Genomic DNA, 22,711 nt, shown 5'->3' with positions numbered 1-22,711 from the left:
CTCAATCGACCCCCATTTTTTTAGGTGCAAGAATCCTTTTCACCGAAAGCTTGAAATCAGATGACAGTCCAAGGAATGCGACAGAAATAATCAGAAGCAGGCCGGTCGCAAGGCCAATATACTGTGTGGAAACGCCGCCCATCTGCAGGCCGAGCTGCAGCAGGCCGACGATGATGCTGGCAAGCGCAGTGCCGATAACACCTCCTTTGCCTCCCGTGATCAAGGTGCCCCCAAGCACAACGGCAGTCAGGATCGGCATCAAATATTCAGAGCCGAAGTCCGCCCGGGCACTGCCCAGGTAGGAAGTCAGCATCACCCCTGCCACACCTGCGCTCAATCCAGATAGCACATAGGTGCTGGCGATGATTTTTCTAGTATCAATGCCGGCGTATTCTGCCGCATTCTGGTTGATGCCGGTTAGATATATATACCTTCCGTATTTCGTTAAATGCAGAAGGACATATGCGATGAAAAACATGATAAGAAAGAGGAGAACAGAGTTCGGGATGCCCATCACTTCCCCATAGGCCAGGCTGCTGAAGGCCTCCGGAAAACCTGATATCCCTTCATACGTACTCACTCCTGACTGGCCGACGATGACAATGGATATGCCGCTGTAGAGCAGCATCGCTCCAAGGGTGATCACCATTGCCTGGACTCGCCCGTAAGCGATCAATATTCCATTCAAGAGCCCGCAAAGCCCGCCTGCCGCTATCGCTAAAATGACCGACAGCCAAATATTGAGCCCTGCCACCTGCGATAGAATCCCCGCAAGGATTGAGGTCAGCCCAATGATTGATCCGCCGGATATATCGATCCCCCCTGTGATGATGACAAAGGTGACGAAGAAGGCAACGAGGGCAATGCCGATAAAATCATTAAAACTTCCCAGCAGGATGGAGATATTCCAGAACCTCGGATTGATTAGGCCGAAAACGAGTATTTCCACCAGTAAAATAAACAGCAGCATCCGGTTCCATTTAGGAATCTTCCGAATCACTTATATTTGCACCTCCTTCTGAAGGATCCGCGCATTCAGCCTTTCCTTTTTCGCCTTTTTCATCGCTTTCCTGGTCAGCAGGGTGTCGATGACCACAATAAGTATTAAAAGAGATCCAGATATGGCCGCATTCCAGAAAGCAGGAACCTTCATGAACACAAGTGCCGAATTGATTGAGGTCATAATGATGGCACCGATCCCCGCTCCTATGACAGACCCGATCCCGCCGCTGAGAGAAACCCCGCCGAGAACAGCGCCCGCAATGACGGTCATTTCAATGCCGGCTCCCGCAGTGGTTGAGATAAAGCCAATCTGGCTCGCGAAAATCAGGCCGGCAATAGATGCGGAAATGCCGGAGACAACAAAGGCATAAGTTTTATAGCGATGCACTGGAATCCCGAGCAATACCGCTCCCTCTTCGTTATCGCCGATTGCGGCAAAATACCTTCCCTTATTGCTTTTTGAAAGATAAAAATGTACAAGGATCACCGCTGCAATCACCATCAGGGAGAGAATATTCATACCAGCCAGACTGAACTTGGAAAGACCCTTAAAGCCTGCCGGCAGATTCTCCACCCATTTCCCATCTGCATAGATCACATGGAGAACCCGCGTGATTTCAAGCATTCCCAGGGTCATAATAAAAGAAGAGATCTTCAGCCTCGTCACTCCCAGTCCATTGATGAGCCCGATGGCCGCGCCTATGAAAAGGGCTGCCGCTGCTGCCGTAAAAAGGCTGCCGCCGCTTTTCAGAATGGTGCCCGCCGCCGCAGCGCTAAGCCCCATGATCCCCCCTATCGAGATATCAATATTTCCTGTCAGCAGCACAAATGTCATGCCCACAGCCAGGACAATATAAAGAAGGCTGCTTTTCACAGAGGCCTGTATGTTTGCCAAAGTGAGAAAGTCGCTGTTTACGAGGCCGACAAGCGCAAACAGCATAATTAAGAATATTAAAGTCCTGAATTCCCGCCGTGACGCCGCCCATTTCAACGCAGACATCTACATCACATCCTTCATAACGTTCCAAAAGCAGATTTCATTACATTGGCAGCATTGATTTCATCAAATACGAGGCATACATGGCAGGTCCCCTGGTAGATGGTGTAGATTCTGTCGCTGAGCCTCTCAATCTCCTCCAGATCGGAAGAAATCAGCAGAATGGAATAGCCCTTTTCCTTTAAGTCGGCTATGATGCTGTAAATATCGCCCCTGGCACCGGCATCAATTCCCCTTGTCGGTTCGTCCATGATGATCACTTGCGGGTTCCCGGCAAGGATCCTTGAGATGACAACTTTCTGCTGGTTTCCGCCTGACAGGGATTTGATTTCATCCTCCTGGCTGCTGACCTTAATCCTCAGCCGGCCGACATACTCGTCTGCAATGCTGCTTTCCTTCTTCCGGCTGCTGAAGAAGCCCTGCCGCCTGAGTATTTGGGCCGTCAGATTATTCCTTACCGAGCTGATAGAGAATATCCCATTAAGAAACCTGTCCTCTGGTATATAAGCCAGGCCATTTTCAATTGTTTGGCGGACAGGCAGATTCGTAATATCCTTCCCTGCCAGGAAGACCTTCCCGCTCTTCACTTTGCCTATGCCATAGATGGCCTCACCGATTTCCGTCCGGCCGGCTCCAACCAGCCCCGCCACTCCAACTACCTCACCTTTAAAAACCTGGATGCTGATATCCCTGAAGCCATCCCCGCTGATATTTCTCACATCAAGGACCGGCTCCTCATCAGCACGCTCCCTCTGCCTTTTTTCAAAAACATCCTTACCGCTTTCCTGGCTTTCTTCCGGCAGCAGCCCTCTTATGAGCATCTCCTTCGTAAATTCATCGATTCTCCCTTTAAGCGTTATCCTGCCGTCACGGAGAATCACTGCATGGGTCGAGATTTGAAAAACCTCATCAAGCCTGTGGGTAATATAAAAAATGGCTACACCCGATTCTTTCAGCCTCTCAATCAATTGAAACAATGCTTCCGTTTCAGCAAAGGTCAGTGCAGAAGTAGGTTCATCAAGTATCAGGACCTTTGCCTCCCTGAGAAGCCCTTTAATGATTTCGAGCTGCTGCTGCTCCGCTATTGATAAGGAAGCGGCCAGCCTTCCAAGCTCAAGATTCCAGTCAAGCTGGCGAATGAGCTCAGCAGCCCTTGCCTTCACTTCAGCCTTATCCCTGGCAAAGCCGATCGTCAAATTCTGTTCCACTGTCATATTGGGAAAAAGCAAAGGCTCCTGCGGCACAAGATAGATCCCTTTTTCATGGGCAATGGCGGAATGATAATGGCCGATTTCCTCTCCGCCAATCTCAAGGGTCCCTGAATCTGCCTTGTGCACGCCGGTCAGAATCTTCATTAGTGTGCTTTTTCCAGCCCCATTGCCGCCAATGATCGAAATCACTTCTGATTCACTTATTTCAAGTGAAACCCCCTTCAGGACCTTATTCTGCTGAAAGGATTTATGGACGTCCGCAAGCCGGATAAGGCACGGAAGCTCTCCCATCTGCATCCCTCCTTCTACATACCTACTTGTTTGAAAACGCTTACTTGTTACATTTTATTCACGGCAAATCATTTTATTAATTTTTGTTTGAAGAAAATATGAATTTATTATTTTTCTTCTGAAGTTCTAACCGGCCATGGCCCCCTGACGCAGTGGCATCCCTTTGCCCCTGCCATTTTTTCGTATCAGACGGCATGGAGCCACTTTACTGTCATATTTTCTTTTTCCCTGAACATATGTTTAACTGTAAAGATTTTGTTTACATTCCAACAGAAGATGAGTGATGACAATGTCCTATGAAAATGATCTGATTACAAAGATTGCCTGGAAGTACTATATTGAGGGGCTGACGCAAAATGAGATTTCTGAATCTCTGAACCTTTCAAGGATGAAGGTGATCAAATACCTCGAAAAAGCAAAGGCCAATCATGTGATCCAATTCAGGATCGATCTGGAGAAGATCAATTATCAGGAGCTTCAACAAGAGATAAAAGAAAAGTACCAGCTGAAGGATATCTATATTGTCCCGGCCGCCAATGATGCGGAAAGCGAGAATTTCACGCTGGCCGCGGCGCAGTATATTGAAGACAGGATTACCGGTGATACGCTGATCAGCATCGGCTACGGGGAAGCCGTCTCCAAGACGCTGGGGCATTTACGCATATCCACAAAATATAATGTGACTTTCGTATCTTTATCTGGCGGTGTGAAGTTTTATATGCCGACAGCAATTGATACACGTTCTGATTACTATACCAATCCCAATTACAAGCACTACATTATCCCATCTCCATTAATGGTCTCCTCCGAAAAACTGGCAAAGGAGATGCTTGCGGAAAAGCCGATCAGGAATGTGCTCGAAATGATCCCGCATTCCAATATGACGATCATGGGCATCGGCGCTCTTAATGACAAAGCCACCATTGTAAAAGAAGGTTATTTGAATTCTATGGACATTGACATCATAAAAACCCAGGGTGCTGCCGGCGATATGCTGAGCCAGTTCTACGATATTAACGGCGATCTCATTGATTTAGATCTTCATAAACAGCTGATCAGCAGTGAAATCGGCATCCTGAAGTCACTCAATCACGTGGTGGCCGTTGCCGGGGGCGCTCATAAAAGGGAAGCGATCATCGGCGCCCTAAAGGGAGGATATATTGATGTTCTGATTACTGACGAAGCAGCAGCAAGAGGCTTAGTGGAGTGAACCGGCCTTGGCCGGATTAGATCAGGGGAAGGATGACTGTGAATGGATCAATATTTAATGGCGATTGATGCAGGGACCGGGAGCGCCCGGGTCATTCTCTTTGATATAAAGGGAAACGAGGTCTGCACCTCACAGGCAGAATGGAAGCATTTAGAGGATGAAAGATATCCCGGGTCAATGGATTTCGATGTGGAGAAGAACCTGAATATCATAATTGGATTAATTAAGGAGACCATTGGAAAAAGCGGCGTAAACCCTGATGCGATTGTCTCTGTCTCGACAACCAGCATGCGGGAAGCCATCGTCCTCTATGATGAAAACGGCCGGGAGCTTTGGGCCTGCGCCAATGTCGACTCCCGCTCGGAAAACGAGACAGCCAAACTAAACAGCGGGGACAGCTCCCTGGAGGCTGAGATGTACAGCATCTCCGGCCAGACCTTTTCTTTAGGCGCCATTCCCCGCCTTCTTTGGGTCAAAAATAATCTGCCTGACATCTATCAGCAAACAAAATATGTGACCATGCTGAATGACTGGATTATCTACCATCTAAGCGGCATCCTCTCTGTTGAGCCTTCCAATGGATGCACGACCGGACTATTCAGCCTGGCGAACCGAAGCTGGGAAGCTGAGATTGGCAGGAAAGCCGATTTGAGAGATGATATTTTCCCAGCCGTATTTGAAAGCGGAACAGCAGTTGGTAAGATCACCTCTAAAATGAATGCGCTTACAGGTCTAAGCACAGAAACACTGGTTGTAGCTGGAGGGGGAGATGCCCAGCTTGCCTGCATCGGAGCCGGAATCATCAATGAAGGAGACGCCGCGGTAATTGGCGGGAGCTTCTGGCAATATGAATATACAACCAAAAAGCTGCAGATGGATCCCGAATGCAGGGTCAGGATCAACTGCCATAGCATTCCTGATACATGGCAGTATGAAGCCATCGCCTTCTTCCCCGGCCTTGTGATGAAATGGTTCAGGGACAGCTTCTGTGATCTGGAAAAATATCTGGAGAACGAAACGAATGAAAGCATCTATGAACAGATGGAGAGAAAAGCACTGCATGTTCCGGCCGGCAGCAACGGCCTGCTCTGCACCTTCTCAGATACCATGAATTATATTTCCTGGAAGCATGCTGCTCCCGGCTTCCTTAACTTCAGGCTCGACAGCGGCAGATTCAATAAGGCCGCCTTTTACCGGGCGATCATGGAGAATGCCGCCTTCGTTACAAAAGGAAATATGGAGCTGATCAGCGGAATAACCGGCTCTTCCCCTGACTCTATTGTATTTGCAGGCGGTGCCTCCAAAAGCCCATTATGGTGCCAGATCGTATCTGACGTCCTCAATAAGCCGGTCAAAATTCCGGTGGTACGAGAATCCACTGCCCTTGGTGCCGCCATCTGTGCAGGGGTAGGAGCAAATATATACAGCAGCTTCGATGATGCAATTGAGAAGGTCGTGGCATTTGAAAAAACCTATTATCCTAACAAAGAAAATCCCGCAGTCTATGAAAAGCTGTACCAAAAGTGGAAATCTATTTATAAAAATCAGCTGGAATTGGCAGACCAGGGACTCACCGACCACATGTGGATCGCCCCGGGATTAAAAGAGAGCGGAGTGTGATGAGAGATGAGCATCATCAATGAAAACGAGGAAGCATACCGTTTCGGGGACAGCGGACCGAAATATCTCCTGAGGGGGCCGCGGATGAACTTTGGCCTGGTCGTGCTTCAGCCCGGCCAGGACTTCCCTGCCCACTACCATGAAATCATGGAAGAAAACTTCTTCGTCCTCGAGGGCGAGCTCGAAATCCATATCGACGGCGAGATCTTCAGCTGCCGGGAAGGCGACTTCATCCATGTTGAGCCGAATAAAGTACATTATTTGGTGAATAAAGGAAAGGAAGTTTTTAAAGGGGCGTTTATGCTGGCTCCGTATCAGATTAAGGATAAGGTGGATGTGGATTATAGGCCATAACCGCACGCAGGGACAGGGTTTCTGTCCCTGTTTTTTTGTTTATTGAGAATACGGGCATTTAGGGCCTTTCATCCAATAAAACTGTATCTTTTTCCCACCCGTTACGTCTAATGAAAAAAGGAGGGAATCTGATGAAGCGTATTTCGGCTATTGTGTGTTTCTCCCTGCTTCTCCTTTCCGGATGCCAGGAAAGCGGTCAAAGCGGGACGGCGTCAGGCAGCAGTCCCAAAGAGTTGGACGAACAATCTCAGCTTGTGGAGGATGCGCCCCGTTTTGTTGGTGAATTCCAGGAGAATATACTTGATAAGTACACCAATAAGGTAAGAAACCTGCAAAACGGGACCGGTACTTATGATTACTTTATACAGGACCATTTTTATGGTGATGGAAACCCAGTGCCTGTGCAGGCTGGAGGAACATTTAAAGGATTTACCGTTCCATTGGAACCGGGACAAAAGTTGATTGTTGAGTTAGGCAAGTGGGATAAGTTTGGACGAAACACAGAAAAAATTGATTCACGGACTACTGCAGACGGCGGAGATACAGCAGTAAGCATTCCACAGCAGGCAAGCACTATTTATTATTACCGGCTGGCTGTCATGGATGCGAGCGGGACGATCTTAAAGGAAAACTATTTTCCTTTGTACACTCCCTCAGATGAGAATCATATGATTGCCACAGCATCCAAATCTGTATACAAAACAGGGGAAACAGCAAGCATTTATTATGAAAACTGGGCGATGCATGGAATGGAAACCGGGTCAGCTTATGGGATTTATAAGCAAACATCTGATGGATGGAAACTATTTAATAAAGATATGGCTTTTACAAGTATCCTTATTACTATGCTGCCTTCAAGCATAAAAACAGAGCATATCAACCTTGCCGGTCTTGAAGAAGGGAATTATAAGGTTTTAAAAAGCTTCAGCAGGGAAGGAGAAACTGGTAATAGCAATGTAACCTTGGGAGTCGAGTTTAAGATCAAGGGAGGATGAAAAAGTTGAAGAAATTGCTGGTGTTGGCTGTTTTAATGTTTTCTTGTTTCTTTTCTTTCACTCAAAATACAGATGCATCCGGTTCGTTTAAGGATATTGAAAATCACTGGGCGAAAGAAGAGATGGAGTATTTGATTGGCAAAGGCGTGATCGGCGGGTATGCCGACGGCACCTTCAAGCCTAATGAATTTATCACCCGCGCACAAGCTGCCATTATGATCGGCCGCTCCAAAGAGCTGCCCGGAGAACCTGTGGATACCAAATTCAAGGATGTAAAAGCAAGTGTAGCCGGTTCAGGCTATATTCACGCTTTAACCGAAAGGGATATCATTGTCGGTTACCCGGATGGAACCTACCGGCCGCACCAGGCGGTTACTCGCGGGGATGCTAGCATCCACATTGACAGATCAAGCAGATTTGAAAATAAAACTGGCATAAAAAACCCTTTCAACGATGTTTCACTTGAAATGATGGCATACCCGCACATCATGAACCTGAACGGAAATGGAATCGCAGGCGGTTTTGCTGACGGCACCTTCCGTCCTAACCAGCCTATAACACGTGCGGAGTTCTCGGTGTTTATGGCGCGTGCTATTCAGTATGGCAGATAATATCATACCTCCCTGTGTAAAATTAAAACTCCTCCAAATCTGGTCATTTGGCTTAAGAGCCGGCTGATCAGCTAATTGGAGGAGTTTTTAGGTCTGCAATAACTTTATTTTAAATGATGCAAAGTGCCTGTCCTTCTAATCCTATTTCTTCAGTCTGTGCAGGAATAGGGCAAATTCACCGCGGGTTATGGATTGGCTGGTTCCGAATTGTTCTTTGGTTTTTCCTTGGGTTATATTATTTTCGATAAGAGCAGCTACAGGCTTTGTATAGCGGCCAGATACATCTTTGAATGGTATGCTGCTTTTTCCTGACTCCATTTTATAGGCTTCGGCAAGCATAATGGCCATCTCACCACGGGTGATGTTGTCCTGGGCTCCAAATGATGAGGCTGTTTTTCCGCTTACGATCCCTGCTGCCTTTAATGCATTGACGGCGCCTTCTGCACGTGCAGGGACATCCTTAAATCCAGAGCTTTTTGCCTTATCAAAATTAAGCTTCAAAGCATTTGCCAGCATGACAGCAGCATCTGCCCTTTTGATATTATGGCCGGTTCCAAACAGGGACGGAGTGATACCCTTTGCAATCCCTTCAGCTACCAGGTATTCTACTGAATCACGATACATTAACGGAACATCCTTGAATACCACTGACGGTCCTGGATTTGGTGCTGGTTCCGGTTTTGGATTTGGAGTTGGCGCTGGCTCAGGTGATGGATTCACAACACCGCCTCCTCCGGTCTTCTCATCTGTTGTAAACCGGTAAATCATAGACCGTCTTTCTGCACCAAATTCATCGGTCACATTCATATACCAAAAATGTTCTTTTGATTCTTCCAGTCCACTCCACTGCACAGAAGCGGTATCTCCTGATTTTAAATCTCGATTTTGGCCGATTTCTTTGTCAAAATATACATTAACAGCCACATAGTCGGTTGAAACGCGCTTATTGATGTCTGCTAAATCAAAGTCTTCTTTAAAAGCATCGATATTTTCATCAAAGAAATTATAGTCGTTTAAATAGGGAGAATACGTTTGAAAATCAACTTTTTCCGTTGCAGGGTCAAAAGTAAGCAGGCGCAAATATCCTTGTCCGCCCTCTGGTCCGCCCTGATAATCAGCAAGGACTTCCACCACTTCCCTCTTGGAACCGTCCTGATTTGTCAGCTCGGTAACACGGTGGTTCGCCCCATGATAGTGACCGCTTAAGATGAGCTTTACATTTTCATTCGGCACTACCACTTGATTGAACACATTTTGAGCCATATTTGAAAGGGTTGCATTATATTCTAGATAGGCATGCATCCCTATAATCGCATTTCTGTCTGAATGCTTTTCGAGTACTTCATTCGCCCATTGGATTGTCTCCTCTGTGTCTTCAAGACCAAATCCAACATAAAGTATAATGAAATCATGCCCGCCAAATGATACAAGGTCATAGTGGTTTCTATTATTATCCATTTGCCCTCCATACCAAGGATTATTCACATAGCGGTCTGCACCTACATATTTTTTGTAATAAGAGTAATCTATTCCATCTACTATGACATCATGATTTCCAGCAAGTACACCATAAGGAACGTTTGCTTCTTCCAGTTTTTTTAAATTTTCGTCTACAATTCTCCACTGATTTTCATCATCTGCGACATTCACAAGATCACCTGTATGGATGGCGTATTGGAATATGCCTTCTTTATATGAATCAACAATCCAATCACTCATTGATTCCCATATACCTGGATATGATTCAGAGTAATATTGTGTATCTGTAAACCAGAGAATTGAGAAAGGATCGTTCGGGCCAGCGACTTCATCCTGAACCATCGCTTGAATTTTGCCATCCTTTATAAACCTCTCTTTCTCCACTTCTGCGGCTAGAAGAATTTCGTTTTCATTTGGATTCCCTTTTTCGCGCTTTAAAGAAGTCCATTTTCCTGTCTGATAGTCCCAAGCATATAAGGTAATCATCCGGTTAGGCAGTGTTTTTCCTTTCCATAGCAATTCTACCTTGCTGCCAGCCGTGAGCTCCTCACCCACTTTAACTTCAAACCGGTGATACGGAAAGCCCTGCTCACTATCTGTCACAAGATATTTTTCGTCATCATAAGCAATCGCCTGCTGTTCATCAGCGCTAATCTCGGTTTCTCCTTCAGGCACGGCTGTCAAAGGGGGTTCCCGGTCAGCAATATTTTTAAATCCAGTTATACCCTTCTGGCTTGCAAAGTCATGGCTGGTTCCTTCCATGAAATCCACTGTTTTGATGGCATCGCCTGAAGGGTCCTTTACTATTGCGCTTAATCGGGGACTATGACTGACACCTTTGGAGAAATCGGCTGGTTTTACATCCACAGGCTCTTCTGGCATTTCTTCATTAATGATAAGGGTCTGCTCCGTACTCGTACTATTTCCTGCACCATCAAATGCAGTTATTTTTAAAATATGACTGCCCGCACTGATGGCAGAGGAAGAGGATGAAAACGGCATATTTATATTCTCACCATCCAGCGTGGCCTCAATACTAGCGATTCCCGTTCCTGAATCTTCCGCTAAGAGAGAAAGTGAAAACTCCCCTTTTAAAACAGCATCTTTTTCAAGCTTGGTTCCATTCATTGAATTCTCAACCCCATGGATAACCGGCTCAGTATTATCTACTGTAATGACAGCTTCCTGCTCCAGCACTCCATCCATGTCCATATACACCGTATGTTCTCCATCAGGAAGCACAGTGGTATCTATAGAAACATAGCGGGCTGTAAAATGCTTCTTAGGAATATTGAACTGAAATTCACTCTTCAGAGGCTTATTCATATTTGTATTAGTCGGTGCCGTCCCATCTCCAAGTCCATACCAAAGGTTTTCTGTGTATGGCACAGTTTGGATATTTAAATTCCCTGGAGTCTGTTTCACTGTTTCAGGTTTGAGCATTGTTCCATCAGGGAGGACTAGATGGATATTTCTTACATTAAAATCATCAAAATTGGTTTTGTTGAAATACTGATCATGTGTATCTGAATCATAAGGAACACTTTCACTCCCTGAATGAATGGAAACCGTCTGGGACTCAACAAAATATTCAGGCGCAAGACTGTATTTATACCAGGCACCATCCACATATTTCGGGTAAATCCTTGTGAAATATTCTCTTCCCGCACCAGCCTTGATGGCACTGGCTGATGCCTGATAAATTTGATCAATTCCATTCGCCTGAAACCCGAACTGAGTGATTCCAGGCAGTGCCGGCCTAATAGAAAGATCCTTACTGTCCAGCTTCATCTGGATGCTGCTGGCTGCCGTTTCTCCATATGCGTAAACATTAAGGCTCCCTCTTACCATTTGCCCGTTCTTTACAGAAAGGCCGGGAGCAGGCAGTTCAGCGTTCTCTCCGCTCGGCTCTGTGACCGTTAGATGAAGGCCACGGGAGCTGTAAGGGAATTTCGTGATATTCCCGCTTTTATCTGCACCTTGGATCATATATCTGTAAATGCCTGTTTCGGATATTTGAATATTTCCTTCATAGATAAATTGGCCATTGCTTTCTTCTTTAAAATCCAATGGAACAGAGTGTTTAAAGTCAGTAATGGTCTCTGTCGACTCTCCGTAAAGGAAAGCTGCTTCTTCGAGTATTTCATCACTGGCTACCGTAATGCGTACCGGTTTGTTCTGTTCAGCCTGATAAGTCAACTGCTCATGTGATAACAGTGGTGATACCACGTCTTTGCCCGCTGGTTCAGAAACCTGTCGGGAATCTATGCTTCCCGGATTCCCAAAAGGCCTTGTATCCATTCGTTCCATTATTTTTCCTGATGCTGGATATGAGTATCTGATAACAGTATTTCGGATGCTGCGAACCTGAGCATCCGGGCTGCTGTCAGATGAAGCATCATACCAGGCTTCGATAATCGAGTCAGCTAACTGGTCTGAAGACGATAAAGCAAATCCTCGCTCAAGCGAATTTGGCAGGTTAAAATCTTCCGGCTTTCCATTATCATAGAGTAAGATGTCTTTTTCCGTCAGTGAGGAATTGAAGTGAATATTAAAATCTTCAACTGTCCCATAACCGGCAGAAATAGCTTCCTTTGCAAACCAGATTACAAAGGGCTTATGAGGTTGAATCACAGTGTCTTCCTGTATAGTCCATTTTTTAGGAGCAGTGGTTCCTGGATATAAATAAAATAGTGTATGCCCTTTTAAATTAATCGCTTCATCTGTCGTGTTGTACAATTCCATATATTCATATTGATTTCCTGAACCCTTTCTATAATCCCCCTCCGGATTCGGCATAATCTCAGTAATTAAAATAGATGGAATATTCTTCGGCTCTTCTCCGGATGCTACTGTAAAAGAATATTCCTGCGAGATGGCATTTTCCATTCCTTCAGCTTCTGCTTCAATATAGTAATGGAAAACCCCATCTGATAAGTCTTCAGCCGGTATCGTTATATGAAAAAGGCCGCTCTCGCCGCCAGCCATAGGATAAGGGGAAAATTCCCGCTGGCCGGCTGGCTTTATGAATAAGGTCGCAGACTCTGCCCCTTGAATAACAGCGGACAGGCTAACCTCATTCCCTGGCTTGACTTCGGTAATCGATGTATGTTCAATGGCTATAACTCTTGCAGAAGGTGGCACCTTTTGTTCTTCTTCTATGGCTCCTGGAGTAGGATCTGCCTTTTGTTTATACCGGTGAAGCTCTGTACCAGTTAAAGCAGGCTGCAAATGCACGCTTTTCCCATCTGCTACATCATCACTGTTATAATAAATCGCCGATTTAATGCTGGAAGGATTTCTTTTTTCCACAAGCTGGATTCCTCTGTCACTATTGTTCAATCCATCCTGTCCAGTCAGCGAAAAGATCTGCACGTCATCCTCCAAACCGTGGAAGGACCTGAAGTCTGCCTGTGTTAATTTTGCCGCATCGCCTGATATGCTTGAATTGGTCCTTTTCACCCATAGAACTGCAGCTTGTCCGGCAGGAAGCTCCACAGTTAAAGGATCCTCGCCAAAAGAGGTGACTTGCAGACTCTTTTTATTCGATCCATAGTCATACACAATTTCATATAAATCATTAAAAGAAATATCCTTATCGGTAGGATTGTACAGTTCTACATATTCAAAAAGATCATTAGAGCCCGCCCCTGCAATTTCAGTATGCTTGATGTCATCAGGATAAACCTCAGTCATAATTAAATCTGGCTTGCTCTCATCAGCCAGTACATTTCCTGCAACAGGCAGAAATGTAGCATTAGCCAAAGACAGTGCCATAGCCGCACTTAAAACCTTCTTCTTCACTTTCCATCCTCCTAGTTTAGTAATCTGTTTATCATATAGATAATTTTAACTACTAAACGTAAAGGGATAAGAACAATAATTACCTATATTCGTAACTAATTGTAAATTTTGTAAATTACGCAAATACGAAAAATGTTTGGAAAGCACTCACTTCTTTCTATTCGGGCATTAGCCCTTCACCCACATCTCCTGCTTTAGAAAGTAAAGATAAAAAAGGGCCATACTCCAAAAAAAGGAGTATGGCCCCGAATGTCTATTTCGCCCGATGAACGGTCAAATTCACTTTATTCGTTTCACAAACAAATGTAGAAAGATGGACTGGTTCGTCACTGGAATCAAAAGCAATCTTGACGATCCTGAATAGATTGGCGCCAATATCGCATTCCAGCAGTCTGGCGTGGTCTTTTGTGGCCCCGATCACATCAATGATTTTGTCATTGCTGATAATTTCAGTGCTGTAATCCTCCAGGAGGATCTGATAGGTGGATTCAAGCCTCGCAATTTTCTTTTCCAAATCAGGAAATCGACTGAGAGAATAGTGGGCGATGTCGTAGAATAGAGGGCGGTCGTTTACATACATCAGCCGCTCCAATTCAAGAACCGGGCTGCCTTCTTCAATGCGCAGGTGTCCGGCGACTTCCGCTGATGCTGGTATGACTTCGCTTCTTAATATCCGCGAGTTGGGGATCATCCCAAGCTGATGGCTGAATTCCGAGAAGCCGCTTACAGATAATAGCTCGTTATGGAACTTATTTGAAGCCACAAACGTCCCTCTGCGCGGTACGCGTGTAAGAGTTCCTTCATTCACTAATTCCTCAATGGCTTTACGGATCGTAATCCGGCTCACATTATAAATATCGCAAAGCTCTGCTTCTGTTGGAATTTGTTCATCTGGCTTGTATTTTCCGCTTTGGATGTCATTCTTCAGCATTTGCCTGATTTGCATATACAGCGGCTGAGGCGTTGAAGGATTTAAATTCATCTGGCTCATCCTTACCGTCAATAGATTGTTAAGATCTATTATACATTGATCTATCTCCCCAGTCACCAGGCACCAAAATATCTGATTGTATTGGCGGCAGTCTTCGCGCCCAATTTCAAACAGCTTTCTATTGGAAGGCCTTTCAAAATACCGTAAGTAAACCCGGCTATAAATGAATCTCCCGCTCCCATCGTATCCACAACATCTGTATCCACTACACCATATTCATAAAAGTCATTTCCATCATAAGCAAGCGAGCCTTTTTCACCCAAAGTGGCAACTGCAATCTTTGCCCCTTTGCCAACTGCACTTTTTAAAAATTGGCGGATAAACGCATCATTTTCCTTATAAGAGAAGAAAGGATAATCAATATAAGGCAGCAAACTTTGAACCAGCTTATGGGCCAGCTGATCAGAGAAGTCAAAGGACGTCATCAGCCCTTTTTTCTTAAAAAGAGAAAAATAATTTTCCGCATGTCCCCATAGCCCGGCATGCACCAGCTGATGAGCAGCAATAAATTCAAGTTCTTCTCCTGTCAAAGCAAACTCGCTCATAACACCTTCATCATAGTCACCAAACCGCCGGTCATTGCCTTCCATATGTACATCTGTAACGGCTGTATTTCCTTCCTTTATGGAAAGATGGGTTGTATCCACCCCCTTACCCTGGATGGCTTTGATCATTTCCTCCCCATAGTGGTCTGTGCCGACCCAGCCAATATACGCAGGTTCCGCTCCCAATGCTTTTAAATAAACCGCCACATTTACTGGATTCCCCCCAGGATAAGCTTTACCGCTGTCCTTATAGACATCCATGCAGTTATCCCCGACTGTAACGACCTTCATGGTGCTGTCACTCCTTTCAGCTTAAGAAAGGAGCACTGCCGCTAGCAGTGCTCGATCATTCTTAGTACTCCATTTTGCGATAATAGCGTCTGAGTTCCAAAGGATGATTTCTCTCCCGCTCTAGGTAAACGCTGATGCGGCTGAGGACAGCCCAGTTGATATTGACAGCGAAATGCTTCCTGAATTCATCACTGATCCCATCCATTTTAAAATCCTTCATATCGATTACAGTCAGTTCTTTGGTGATCTTCTCAGCGAAACGCTCTACACGCTCGGCAAGCGGCCGGGTTTCATCTTCCCCTTTTAGCAGGATGACACTTGTATCTTCGACTACCAATTCAAGCGTGCCGTGGAAAAACTCAGCAGCATGAATCGATTTGGCGTGGATCCACTGCATCTCTTCCAGAATGCACATTGCATAGGAATAGGTATTTCCCCATAGATTGCCTGAACCAACCATCATATGGTAGTCCGTATCTTTATGCTTTACAGCAAACTCCTCCGCTTTTTTATCGAAGGACTGAACAGCATCGAGAATGGCTCTTGGCAGCAATGATACTTCTTTCACGAATTGATCATATTGCGGAAACTCTTCATTGTTATGCATGAACCGGAAGGATACCATATATAAAAGCATAAAGAATGTATCAAAAGAATGCTTTTCAGATCCAGTTGTGATGCAGTAGTCGACGATTTTTGTCAGCGGCGTGTCCGCTTCAGCGACCAGAGCCAGCGTAGTTGCTCCTCTTTCCCTGCAGAATTCTGCTGCAGCCACCGTTTCCTCTGTTGTGCCTGATACAGAAGTAAAGATGCAGACAGAATCCTTTGTAAAATGCTTAGGATTCATGGCCATGAATTCTGAAGCAATTTCTGCGCGGACATCAATGCTTGAGTGTGTTTTAAACATGTATTCATAAGGATACATCATGGCGATCGTTCCGCCGGCGCCAATCATGTAAATATTGCTGTAGCCTTTTTGGCAGATACCATCAACAATCTCTTCAATTTTGCCCCTGTAGCCAAGGCCCTCTTTTTCTACTAGTTTCAAAAACAATTCTTCATCAAACTTCAACATGGGGAACACTCTCCTTATGAGTCTCTTGCTCGCGACTTTATTTGTTATGTCTTGTATTATAAATAAACATTACAAATAATTCAATCTTTTTTCTTTGAAAATTTATCAGGGAGTCAGCTATAACTAACTCCCCTTTTGCATTAGGCAACTATATTTTCCTTACCAGCCTTTGAACCGTACTTTCTTTCCCAATAATAGTAGACAGGCAGTCCTGTGGCGACGACGATAAGCGCCGCTATCATACCCTGGATCGGCGCCCAGGTAAAGGTTCCCCAGGCGAGCCAGGCAGCGCCGGCAATGGCCAGAATGGTTGTAATCCTCCATAAAGGCATCCGATAGACCGGCTTATAATCGTCTCTTTTCCGGCATTTATAAACGGCCGCAAAGTCCATAATGTTGATCAGGAGCTGGATAAGCGTAAAGTATCCAAGCAGAGCCGTTAAATTGCCGAAGAAAACCAGGAAGCACGCATAAATGACCTGCACCAATATCGAAAAGCTTGGAGTTTCATATTTCGGATGAACCTTCGCAAAGCGCTGAAAAAACAGGCCGTCCTTTGCCATCGCATACTCCAGGCGAGGCTGGAACATGATGCATGAGCTCAAAGAACCGAGTATAACCACGATCGCTGTCACTCCTACAAACGATGAAGCAATATCCGATAATCCCGGGATATACTTAACCGCATCAGAAACAGCGGCATTAGATTGGATCAGCTGTTCAAAAGGCATGAGGCCGATTACACAGACAGCAAGGAGCGTATATAGCGTTAGGATAATAAAGATAGAAGTAATCAGCGCACGCGGCAGCACCTTGCCCGGATTCTTAAATTCCCCGGCCATAAAACAGATTGCCGCCATGCCTGTATATGCCCAGGTTGTAGCTGAAACCCCTCCGATTAAGCTTGTTTCCGTACTGCCGGATGCTGGAGTATAGGAAAAGTTTCCTGGGTTCATATAGATAAAGCCAAGCGCAATGACAATCAGGAATGGAATGATTTTTACGGCAGTAATAATGACTTGAAAGAGGCCGCCTTCTTTCACACTCCTGTAATGAATTGCGGTGATGGCCAAAATGATGGCGATACCGAGCAGCTTTCCATTCAGTCCGTCAAAGAAAGGGAAGAAGGAAGCTACATACGAGACGATGGCCAGTGCCATAATCGAAATGCTTGGCGGATCAAGCGCCCAGAAGGTAGACCATCCATATAAGAAAGCCAATGGCCGCCAGCCTGCTTTATTGAGATATACGTAACCGCTTCCATTTTGCGGGTAGGCTGTAGACAGCTCTGCCAGCACCATGACTTGCGGAATAGCAATCAGCCCGCCGATGACCCAGGCCAAAATTGAAATAGTCGGGGTGCCAGCCGCTTTTGCCACTTCCCCTGTCGAAACAAATATACCGGATCCTATTGTCGTTCCAACCGCAATAGCCAGCGCAGCCCAAAATCCAAGCTTGCGTGTAAGAGCCCCATTACTCATTATGAGTTCCCCCAGTTTTAGAATGGAATAGTTCTATCTCTCTTAATTTTTTCACAGACTCTGAAATTATTTCCTTTGGATTCTTATAATAATCAGATCCCATAATCTCCAGGGTGCATGCACCCTTGTACCCGCTGCATCTTAGAGACTCCATATAGCCCCGCCAATCAAGCACTCCATCATCCAGGGCCAGATGGGCGTCTGACACACCGTCCCCATCAATTAAATGAAAATGCTTAACATCACGGAGAGCGGAAAAATAATCTTCAGGCGTTTCCCCCGCGAGCTGCATCGCTACGGTATCGATCATTCCCGTCAGAGAAGATGATCGGATATCCTCAAGCATCCTCTTAACTCCCTCAACATCCATCACAAGATTGGTCTCAAACCTTGTTAACGGTTCCAAGACCAGATTCATCCCTTCCTTTTCCGCTATCTTTGCTAGCTGATGAATCGAATCGGCGGCATAATCCCACGATTCCCCCGTACTCACAGAATGATCCCCAATGCCTGAAGTAATCAGCATCATATTGCAGTCCAGCTCCAGCGCAGCATATAAATTATCCTTAAAGTACTCCACACTGCTTCTTCTCCAATCAGAATCGGACGCCGCAATATTATACGGGTAGACACACTGCTCAGGCGTAAAACAAACCAGCTCCATATTTCTCGATTTCAGCTCCCGCTTCATGCTTCTTAAATGGCCAGGCAGATTCCGGTATACATAGAAATGCGGCTCTCCAGCCCACAACTCAATATGCCGGATATCAAGACTTGTCATGCACTCCAAAAACTCCCTAAACGGATAATGCCTGAATGTGATATTCATCCCTGCAAGCTTCATATAATCCCCCCTTATGAAAACGTTATATTTGTTATGATTTGTATTATAGTTAGGTGATACAAAACAAGCAACACTTTTTTGAAAATTAAATATTTTTATCTGAATGATATACATGGAAGGCACCTTGTCCCACATTAAGAAATGCATTAAAATTTACACATTAGGCTAGAAATCTAAGTACAAAGCTAGGAGCTGCCCTGTTGATAAAAAATTGGCTTTTCTTTCTCTTTCAAATAATCCTATTCACTATACTTCTCACCATCAACTACTTTGTCAATCAATATGTAAGCAGCCCCTATGATTCTGGTGACCTGTTCGGCATTGGAGAAATGCTGCTATTATTCATTCCGCTTGCCCTCCTTGCTGAAAAGGTATATAAACAATTTACAGATTTCCGTTTTTCCCATAAGGTGCTTTTAAGCATTCCAGCCCTTGCTGCAGCTGTCTTGATATCTGGTGTGGCATTGGGTCAAATACAGATTGGGTGAATTTATCAGATCTAATGAGAAATGCAATAGCGGAGTATTAAAAAAAAGAACGCCTGATAATTACTTAAGAATAATCATCAGGCGATCTTTTTTATGAGTTCCTCCAAAGCTTTGAAGTGTTTTTCCATGCGGCCTTGCCGATGCATAAAAATAGCAATAGGCCTTATCCTTATAACAGGATGAGGCTAAAAAAACACCTAAATTGCAGCTTATGTTATCTAAAGTCTTGTATGAGTATGATATTGAAATCCCCATCAGATGAAACCCAATTAACAGAGTCGACATGAATCTGATCATCTAATTGAGGTAAGTCTGTTTTCATCAACCAGAAGTGATTCTTTTACATTCCCCTTTCTTTAACTTCTCCCCTATAGGAAGGGATGACATCTCCCCTCTTGCTCTTCCATATAGACCAAACCGCACAGCCAAACAAAATAACTCCAAACCCTGCAATCACAACACCCGGCGATATAATCTTCACAAAAGAAATCCCAATCATCGCAATGCCGACAATCAGATAATGATGAATGGCATGCAGGCGGAAGGTTTTCTGCTCTATGTGCCAAGCGTGGTGATAGCCTTGAAGGAATCCAAGTGTTGTCTGAAGCAGGAGTGCTGTGTAAGGCAGAGAGTCCGCAGGCTGGCTGATGGTACCTGCCAGGATATAAACAGCTCCCATCCCTGCGTAGATGAACGGGTGATGGGAGCGATATTTATTGCCTTTGGTCTGATAAAGCCGGTAGCCGAAGGCAGCTGAGAAGGAGAATATGGCGAACAGCCAGCCAAACAGGGTAAATGACAGGGCCGCCTGTTTGAGCCATACAATATAATAAGGAAAAACGACAACCTGCCCGACCGACACCAACAGGGGGATGGCCTGTTCACTCTTGATTTTCATGTGCTGCTCCTTCTTTCAGGTAGTAATCATAAAAAAGATTTTGAAAAACTTCATTCGGGTCTCGTTTCAGCTTTTCCGCCTGGAACTGTTCCCACTCAGGGTACGCCTCTCTGAACTGCTCCTTCGTTTGATAATGGTATTAAGGAAGATAGTAGGTTCCACCGTGTTCGAGTGTCAGGCTGGTCCACTTTTGGATGATTGCTTCCGCATCTGCTATCTGTTCTTCGCTTAGACCGTGCTGAATCAAAACGACCAGGCCCAGCATGTCTTCTTTGGCATAATTTAGGCTCGTTAGATCGTCTTTTGCTGCATAGCGGACCGTAATATTATGGATTTTAAAATCTTCACCCTGATCCGAAGCTGGCAGCAGATTTTTTAAATCCTCCATATACTCCCCGTACTGATTGACAGGCACGAAAAATTCCTGCAGAACCTCTACCCGCCCCGGCTTCGTGAATTCCATGAACGCAGAGTTGCCGCGCATCACATTATTCCTGGTGATGTTTTTTCCATTCAGAGACCTTGCCATGAGCTTTTGATTGTTCCAGAACAGGTCCTCCCACATCCCGCCTTGACGGCCGATATCCATTGCAAGCTTTCCCATCCTGGCTCCTTTTTCTTCCTTAAGAGGGACAGCTCTATCCTGCTTTCCTGTATGGTTATAATCCACCACATACATTTCATCGAGGAAGGTACCCGGCGCGACGCTTACCCTTGCATAATGCATAGCTGTGTCATCATGGTTCAGCAGATTGGTAAAAAAGGATTCGTATTCATCCGTTTTCAGCTCTTCTGTATGGATGGTGTATACTTCATCCTCCGTAAGCTCCAGCGTGACATCCAGAATCACCCCAAATAGTCCGTATCCGCCAAACATATACTTCATCCATTCCTCCGAATCTTCCCTCGTTACTGTCTTAATTTCACCCGCAGGCGTCAGCACAGTCATTTCCTTTACAGTTCCCGCCATCGGACCGAAGCGGATATCCCTGCCATGGGCGTTCACCGACAAAGACCCTCCTATTGTAAAAATTGATTGTGACTGTGTAACCTTCAAGGCGAGCCCATCATCCTTCACGGCTTCCTGGACATCCTCCCAGGAAGCTCCGCTCTCCACGTTAACGGTTTTAGCTTCTTTATTGATTTCAAGGATTTTATTGAATGACCGCATATCCAAAACCACACCATCCCTGTAATAGGTATGGCCTCCCTGTGAATGCTGCAGCCCTGCAATCGAAATATACCGGCCGTTTCTGTTGGCTTCTTTTACAATCCGCTGCAGTTCAAGGCGGTCATCTGCTTCGACCACCCGTTCAATCCGTTCAGGCAGAAGGCCTGTATAATCTGTTGAGAGGGCACTTTGAGAAAGGCCATATTTGCGTGTTTCGATTGGGATGTTGAAAAGAATTAAGAGAAGGAATAGGCATACGATACTTCCTAGAAACCAGGGTTTTTTTATTAATCCGTTTATACTCTTCATTTTGTCACCTGTTTTATTAGTATTCATATAGCAGGATGGAGCCTATCCTTATCCTAGGCGTACAAACGTTATTAGCAATACTAAGCACAAGGCTGTTCCATTGAGCATAATTCCAGCTACTTTTATTTGGCCCTTACCGCCAAAGATAGCAGAAAGTACTCCAAGTATAGGAAAAACTGGCCATAAAAAAACAGTAAATTCCCCGAAAGTCCCAAAAGCTCCATTCATCGCCATAAAAATAATTAAAGGATACATAAAACAAAGTAGTAAAAATAAAAACGAAAGTAAGACATACATTCTCTTCATGCGGTTTTCTCCTTGAAATCGTTAAATTTAAAATTTGCACATTAAATGTAAATTCTTTCGTATTTAAATCCACTGAAATACAATTAATGTGTAATATTACACTAATAATACCATAATGCACCAAAATAAAAAACAATTATTTAAGCCAGAGGGATAAGCCAGGGAGACAGGTCCCTTGGCTCGTTTTCCAAGTTTTGCTGAATGAGGGGACAGGTTCTGTTCCAGATATGGGATGGAAGCATAAGAGGCTGTATACCCTTAAAACAGGCTTTAGTTATATAACAGGCAGAAACTTTACAAGAAATTTTTATCTATTCATATACATAGAAGTGTGGAACTTTTTATATAGAGGAGACTGAGGATAAAGGGGGATCAAATCAGAGAAAAGGGAAAAACAAGATTTGTGCTGCAGTTCAGCCTTGGCATATCTATTCCTTTATTAATTGATTACTATATAATCAAATTTCTCTTACATTCATTTGAAATGGATTTTGTATTTGCAGAGGGGTTAATTGCTTGGATCATTTGTTTATTAGTAGGCGCGGTATTAGGCAAGTAAGCTTGGGGGAATTTGGAGAGGGACAGAGAATTATAGGTCCTATCCCCTGCCAAGGGTTATTTCAAAGGATGATCAAAAGTTTAATGAGTTCAACTTATCAATTACTTTTATAATATACAAAAGGGACAGCAGCCCTGCCCCCTCCGTGAAACATTTACGTGAAACAAGATAATTCGGGT

General features: G+C 44.8%; 18 protein-coding genes and 1 pseudogene. 6 read left to right on the top strand and 13 right to left on the bottom strand.

Features of this window, described 5'->3' with window-relative positions; genetic code table 11:
• Position 1: 1 nt before the first annotated feature.
• Genes Q9R36_RS25365 through Q9R36_RS25355 form a run of 3 tightly spaced genes read right to left on the bottom strand, consistent with a single transcriptional unit; the run spans position 2 to position 3,501 of the window.
• Positions 2 to 1,000, bottom strand: coding sequence for an ABC transporter permease (locus Q9R36_RS25365; RefSeq protein WP_311226095.1), 999 nt, complete (start codon positions 998 to 1,000; stop codon positions 2 to 4).
• A complete protein-coding gene (locus tag Q9R36_RS25360) occupies positions 1,001 to 2,002 on the bottom strand; it encodes an ABC transporter permease (RefSeq protein WP_311226094.1) in 1,002 nt (333 codons plus the stop codon). It lies immediately after the preceding gene.
• Between the two features lie 14 nt (positions 2,003 to 2,016).
• A complete protein-coding gene (locus Q9R36_RS25355; RefSeq protein WP_311226093.1) occupies positions 2,017 to 3,501 on the bottom strand; it encodes a sugar ABC transporter ATP-binding protein in 1,485 nt (494 codons plus the stop codon).
• Between the two features lie 283 nt (positions 3,502 to 3,784).
• Here Q9R36_RS25355 and Q9R36_RS25350 point away from each other — a divergent pair, with 283 nt between their 5' ends.
• The 5 genes from Q9R36_RS25350 to Q9R36_RS25330 all read left to right on the top strand — a co-directional run bounded on the left by Q9R36_RS25350 (position 3,785) and on the right by Q9R36_RS25330 (position 8,291).
• Positions 3,785 to 4,711 carry a sugar-binding transcriptional regulator gene (locus tag Q9R36_RS25350; RefSeq protein ID WP_094768655.1) on the top strand — a complete coding sequence of 309 codons (927 nt, stop codon included), beginning with the start codon at positions 3,785 to 3,787 and terminating at the stop codon, positions 4,709 to 4,711.
• 42 nt (positions 4,712 to 4,753) lie between these two features.
• The gene (lsrK, locus tag Q9R36_RS25345; RefSeq protein ID WP_311226092.1) at positions 4,754 to 6,331 is read left to right on the top strand and encodes an autoinducer-2 kinase; all 1,578 of its coding nucleotides are present in this window, start codon (positions 4,754 to 4,756) and stop codon (positions 6,329 to 6,331) included.
• A gap of 6 nt (positions 6,332 to 6,337) precedes the next feature.
• A complete protein-coding gene (locus Q9R36_RS25340; RefSeq protein WP_311226091.1) occupies positions 6,338 to 6,685 on the top strand; it encodes a cupin domain-containing protein in 348 nt (115 codons plus the stop codon).
• A 131-nt stretch (positions 6,686 to 6,816) separates the two neighbouring features.
• Complete coding sequence (locus Q9R36_RS25335; RefSeq protein WP_311226090.1) at positions 6,817 to 7,680, top strand: immunoglobulin-like domain-containing protein; 864 nt, start codon at positions 6,817 to 6,819, stop codon at positions 7,678 to 7,680.
• Positions 7,681 to 7,685: 5 nt separating this feature from the next.
• Positions 7,686 to 8,291 (top strand): S-layer homology domain-containing protein, encoded by a 606-nt coding sequence (locus Q9R36_RS25330; protein WP_311226089.1) that lies wholly within the window; start codon positions 7,686 to 7,688, stop codon positions 8,289 to 8,291.
• Positions 8,292 to 8,432: 141 nt separating this feature from the next.
• Here the strand turns inward: Q9R36_RS25330 and Q9R36_RS25325 are convergent, their stop codons facing one another.
• The 6 genes from Q9R36_RS25325 to Q9R36_RS25300 all read right to left on the bottom strand — a co-directional run bounded on the left by Q9R36_RS25325 (position 8,433) and on the right by Q9R36_RS25300 (position 18,801).
• Complete coding sequence (locus tag Q9R36_RS25325; RefSeq protein ID WP_311226088.1) at positions 8,433 to 13,574, bottom strand: S-layer homology domain-containing protein; 5,142 nt, start codon at positions 13,572 to 13,574, stop codon at positions 8,433 to 8,435.
• A gap of 253 nt (positions 13,575 to 13,827) precedes the next feature.
• Positions 13,828 to 14,556: a GntR family transcriptional regulator gene (locus tag Q9R36_RS25320; protein ID WP_311226087.1), complete on the bottom strand. Its 729-nt coding sequence runs from the start codon at positions 14,554 to 14,556 to the stop codon at positions 13,828 to 13,830.
• Positions 14,557 to 14,618: 62 nt separating this feature from the next.
• Complete coding sequence (gene frlD / locus Q9R36_RS25315) at positions 14,619 to 15,401, bottom strand: fructoselysine 6-kinase (protein ID WP_311226086.1); 783 nt, start codon at positions 15,399 to 15,401, stop codon at positions 14,619 to 14,621.
• Positions 15,402 to 15,462: 61 nt separating this feature from the next.
• On the bottom strand, positions 15,463 to 16,476 hold the full coding sequence (locus Q9R36_RS25310; protein ID WP_311226085.1) for an SIS domain-containing protein: 1,014 nt from the start codon (positions 16,474 to 16,476) through the stop codon (positions 15,463 to 15,465).
• A 140-nt stretch (positions 16,477 to 16,616) separates the two neighbouring features.
• Positions 16,617 to 17,957 (bottom strand): amino acid permease, encoded by a 1,341-nt coding sequence (locus tag Q9R36_RS25305; RefSeq protein ID WP_311226084.1) that lies wholly within the window; start codon positions 17,955 to 17,957, stop codon positions 16,617 to 16,619.
• A complete protein-coding gene (locus tag Q9R36_RS25300) occupies positions 17,950 to 18,801 on the bottom strand; it encodes a sugar phosphate isomerase/epimerase family protein (protein ID WP_311226083.1) in 852 nt (283 codons plus the stop codon). Before Q9R36_RS25300 ends, Q9R36_RS25305 begins: the two co-directional genes overlap by 8 nt.
• A gap of 200 nt (positions 18,802 to 19,001) precedes the next feature.
• On the opposite strand from Q9R36_RS25300, the gene Q9R36_RS25295 reads away from it, so the two are divergent.
• Positions 19,002 to 19,289, top strand: coding sequence for a hypothetical protein (locus Q9R36_RS25295; protein ID WP_311226082.1), 288 nt, complete (start codon positions 19,002 to 19,004; stop codon positions 19,287 to 19,289).
• 340 nt (positions 19,290 to 19,629) lie between these two features.
• On the opposite strand, the gene Q9R36_RS25290 is transcribed toward Q9R36_RS25295, so the two are convergent.
• The 4 genes and pseudogenes from Q9R36_RS25290 to Q9R36_RS25280 all read right to left on the bottom strand — a co-directional run bounded on the left by Q9R36_RS25290 (position 19,630) and on the right by Q9R36_RS25280 (position 21,973).
• Positions 19,630 to 20,187, bottom strand: coding sequence for a hypothetical protein (locus Q9R36_RS25290; protein ID WP_311226081.1), 558 nt, complete (start codon positions 20,185 to 20,187; stop codon positions 19,630 to 19,632).
• Positions 20,171 to 20,311: pseudogene (locus tag Q9R36_RS26195) on the bottom strand (hypothetical protein); the annotation flags it as partial. The gene Q9R36_RS25290 and the pseudogene Q9R36_RS26195, both read right to left, overlap by 17 nt.
• Positions 20,312 to 20,326: 15 nt before the next feature.
• On the bottom strand, positions 20,327 to 21,667 hold the full coding sequence (locus Q9R36_RS25285) for an FAD-binding oxidoreductase (protein WP_311226080.1): 1,341 nt from the start codon (positions 21,665 to 21,667) through the stop codon (positions 20,327 to 20,329).
• A gap of 48 nt (positions 21,668 to 21,715) precedes the next feature.
• Positions 21,716 to 21,973 carry a hypothetical protein gene (locus Q9R36_RS25280; protein ID WP_311226079.1) on the bottom strand — a complete coding sequence of 86 codons (258 nt, stop codon included), beginning with the start codon at positions 21,971 to 21,973 and terminating at the stop codon, positions 21,716 to 21,718.
• Between the last annotated feature and the right edge of the window lie 738 nt (positions 21,974 to 22,711).

This window comes from Bacillus sp. AG4(2022), assembly GCF_031844465.1.
Lineage (GTDB): Bacteria > Bacillota > Bacilli > Bacillales > Cytobacillaceae > Bacillus_AB > Bacillus_AB infantis.
The sequence above is the reverse complement of the archived record's forward strand: the minus strand, read 5'-3'. Positions and strand labels throughout refer to the sequence as shown.

Coding starts and splice junctions, on each gene's coding strand:
- Q9R36_RS25360 (WP_311226094.1), bottom strand. CDS start 2,002: ATGTCTGCGTTGAAATGGGCGGCGTCACGGCGGGAATTCAGGACTTTA.
- Q9R36_RS25355 (WP_311226093.1), bottom strand. CDS start 3,501: ATGGGAGAGCTTCCGTGCCTTATCCGGCTTGCGGACGTCCATAAATCC.
- Q9R36_RS25350 (WP_094768655.1), top strand. CDS start 3,785: ATGACAATGTCCTATGAAAATGATCTGATTACAAAGATTGCCTGGAAG.
- lsrK (WP_311226092.1), top strand. CDS start 4,754: ATGGATCAATATTTAATGGCGATTGATGCAGGGACCGGGAGCGCCCGG.
- Q9R36_RS25340 (WP_311226091.1), top strand. CDS start 6,338: ATGAGCATCATCAATGAAAACGAGGAAGCATACCGTTTCGGGGACAGC.
- Q9R36_RS25335 (WP_311226090.1), top strand. CDS start 6,817: ATGAAGCGTATTTCGGCTATTGTGTGTTTCTCCCTGCTTCTCCTTTCC.
- Q9R36_RS25320 (WP_311226087.1), bottom strand. CDS start 14,556: ATGAATTTAAATCCTTCAACGCCTCAGCCGCTGTATATGCAAATCAGG.
- frlD (WP_311226086.1), bottom strand. CDS start 15,401: ATGAAGGTCGTTACAGTCGGGGATAACTGCATGGATGTCTATAAGGAC.
- Q9R36_RS25310 (WP_311226085.1), bottom strand. CDS start 16,476: ATGTTGAAGTTTGATGAAGAATTGTTTTTGAAACTAGTAGAAAAAGAG.
- Q9R36_RS25305 (WP_311226084.1), bottom strand. CDS start 17,957: ATGAGTAATGGGGCTCTTACACGCAAGCTTGGATTTTGGGCTGCGCTG.
- Q9R36_RS25300 (WP_311226083.1), bottom strand. CDS start 18,801: ATGAAGCTTGCAGGGATGAATATCACATTCAGGCATTATCCGTTTAGG.
- Q9R36_RS25290 (WP_311226081.1), bottom strand. CDS start 20,187: ATGAAAATCAAGAGTGAACAGGCCATCCCCCTGTTGGTGTCGGTCGGG.
- Q9R36_RS25285 (WP_311226080.1), bottom strand. CDS start 21,667: ATGAAGAGTATAAACGGATTAATAAAAAAACCCTGGTTTCTAGGAAGT.
- Q9R36_RS25280 (WP_311226079.1), bottom strand. CDS start 21,973: ATGAAGAGAATGTATGTCTTACTTTCGTTTTTATTTTTACTACTTTGT.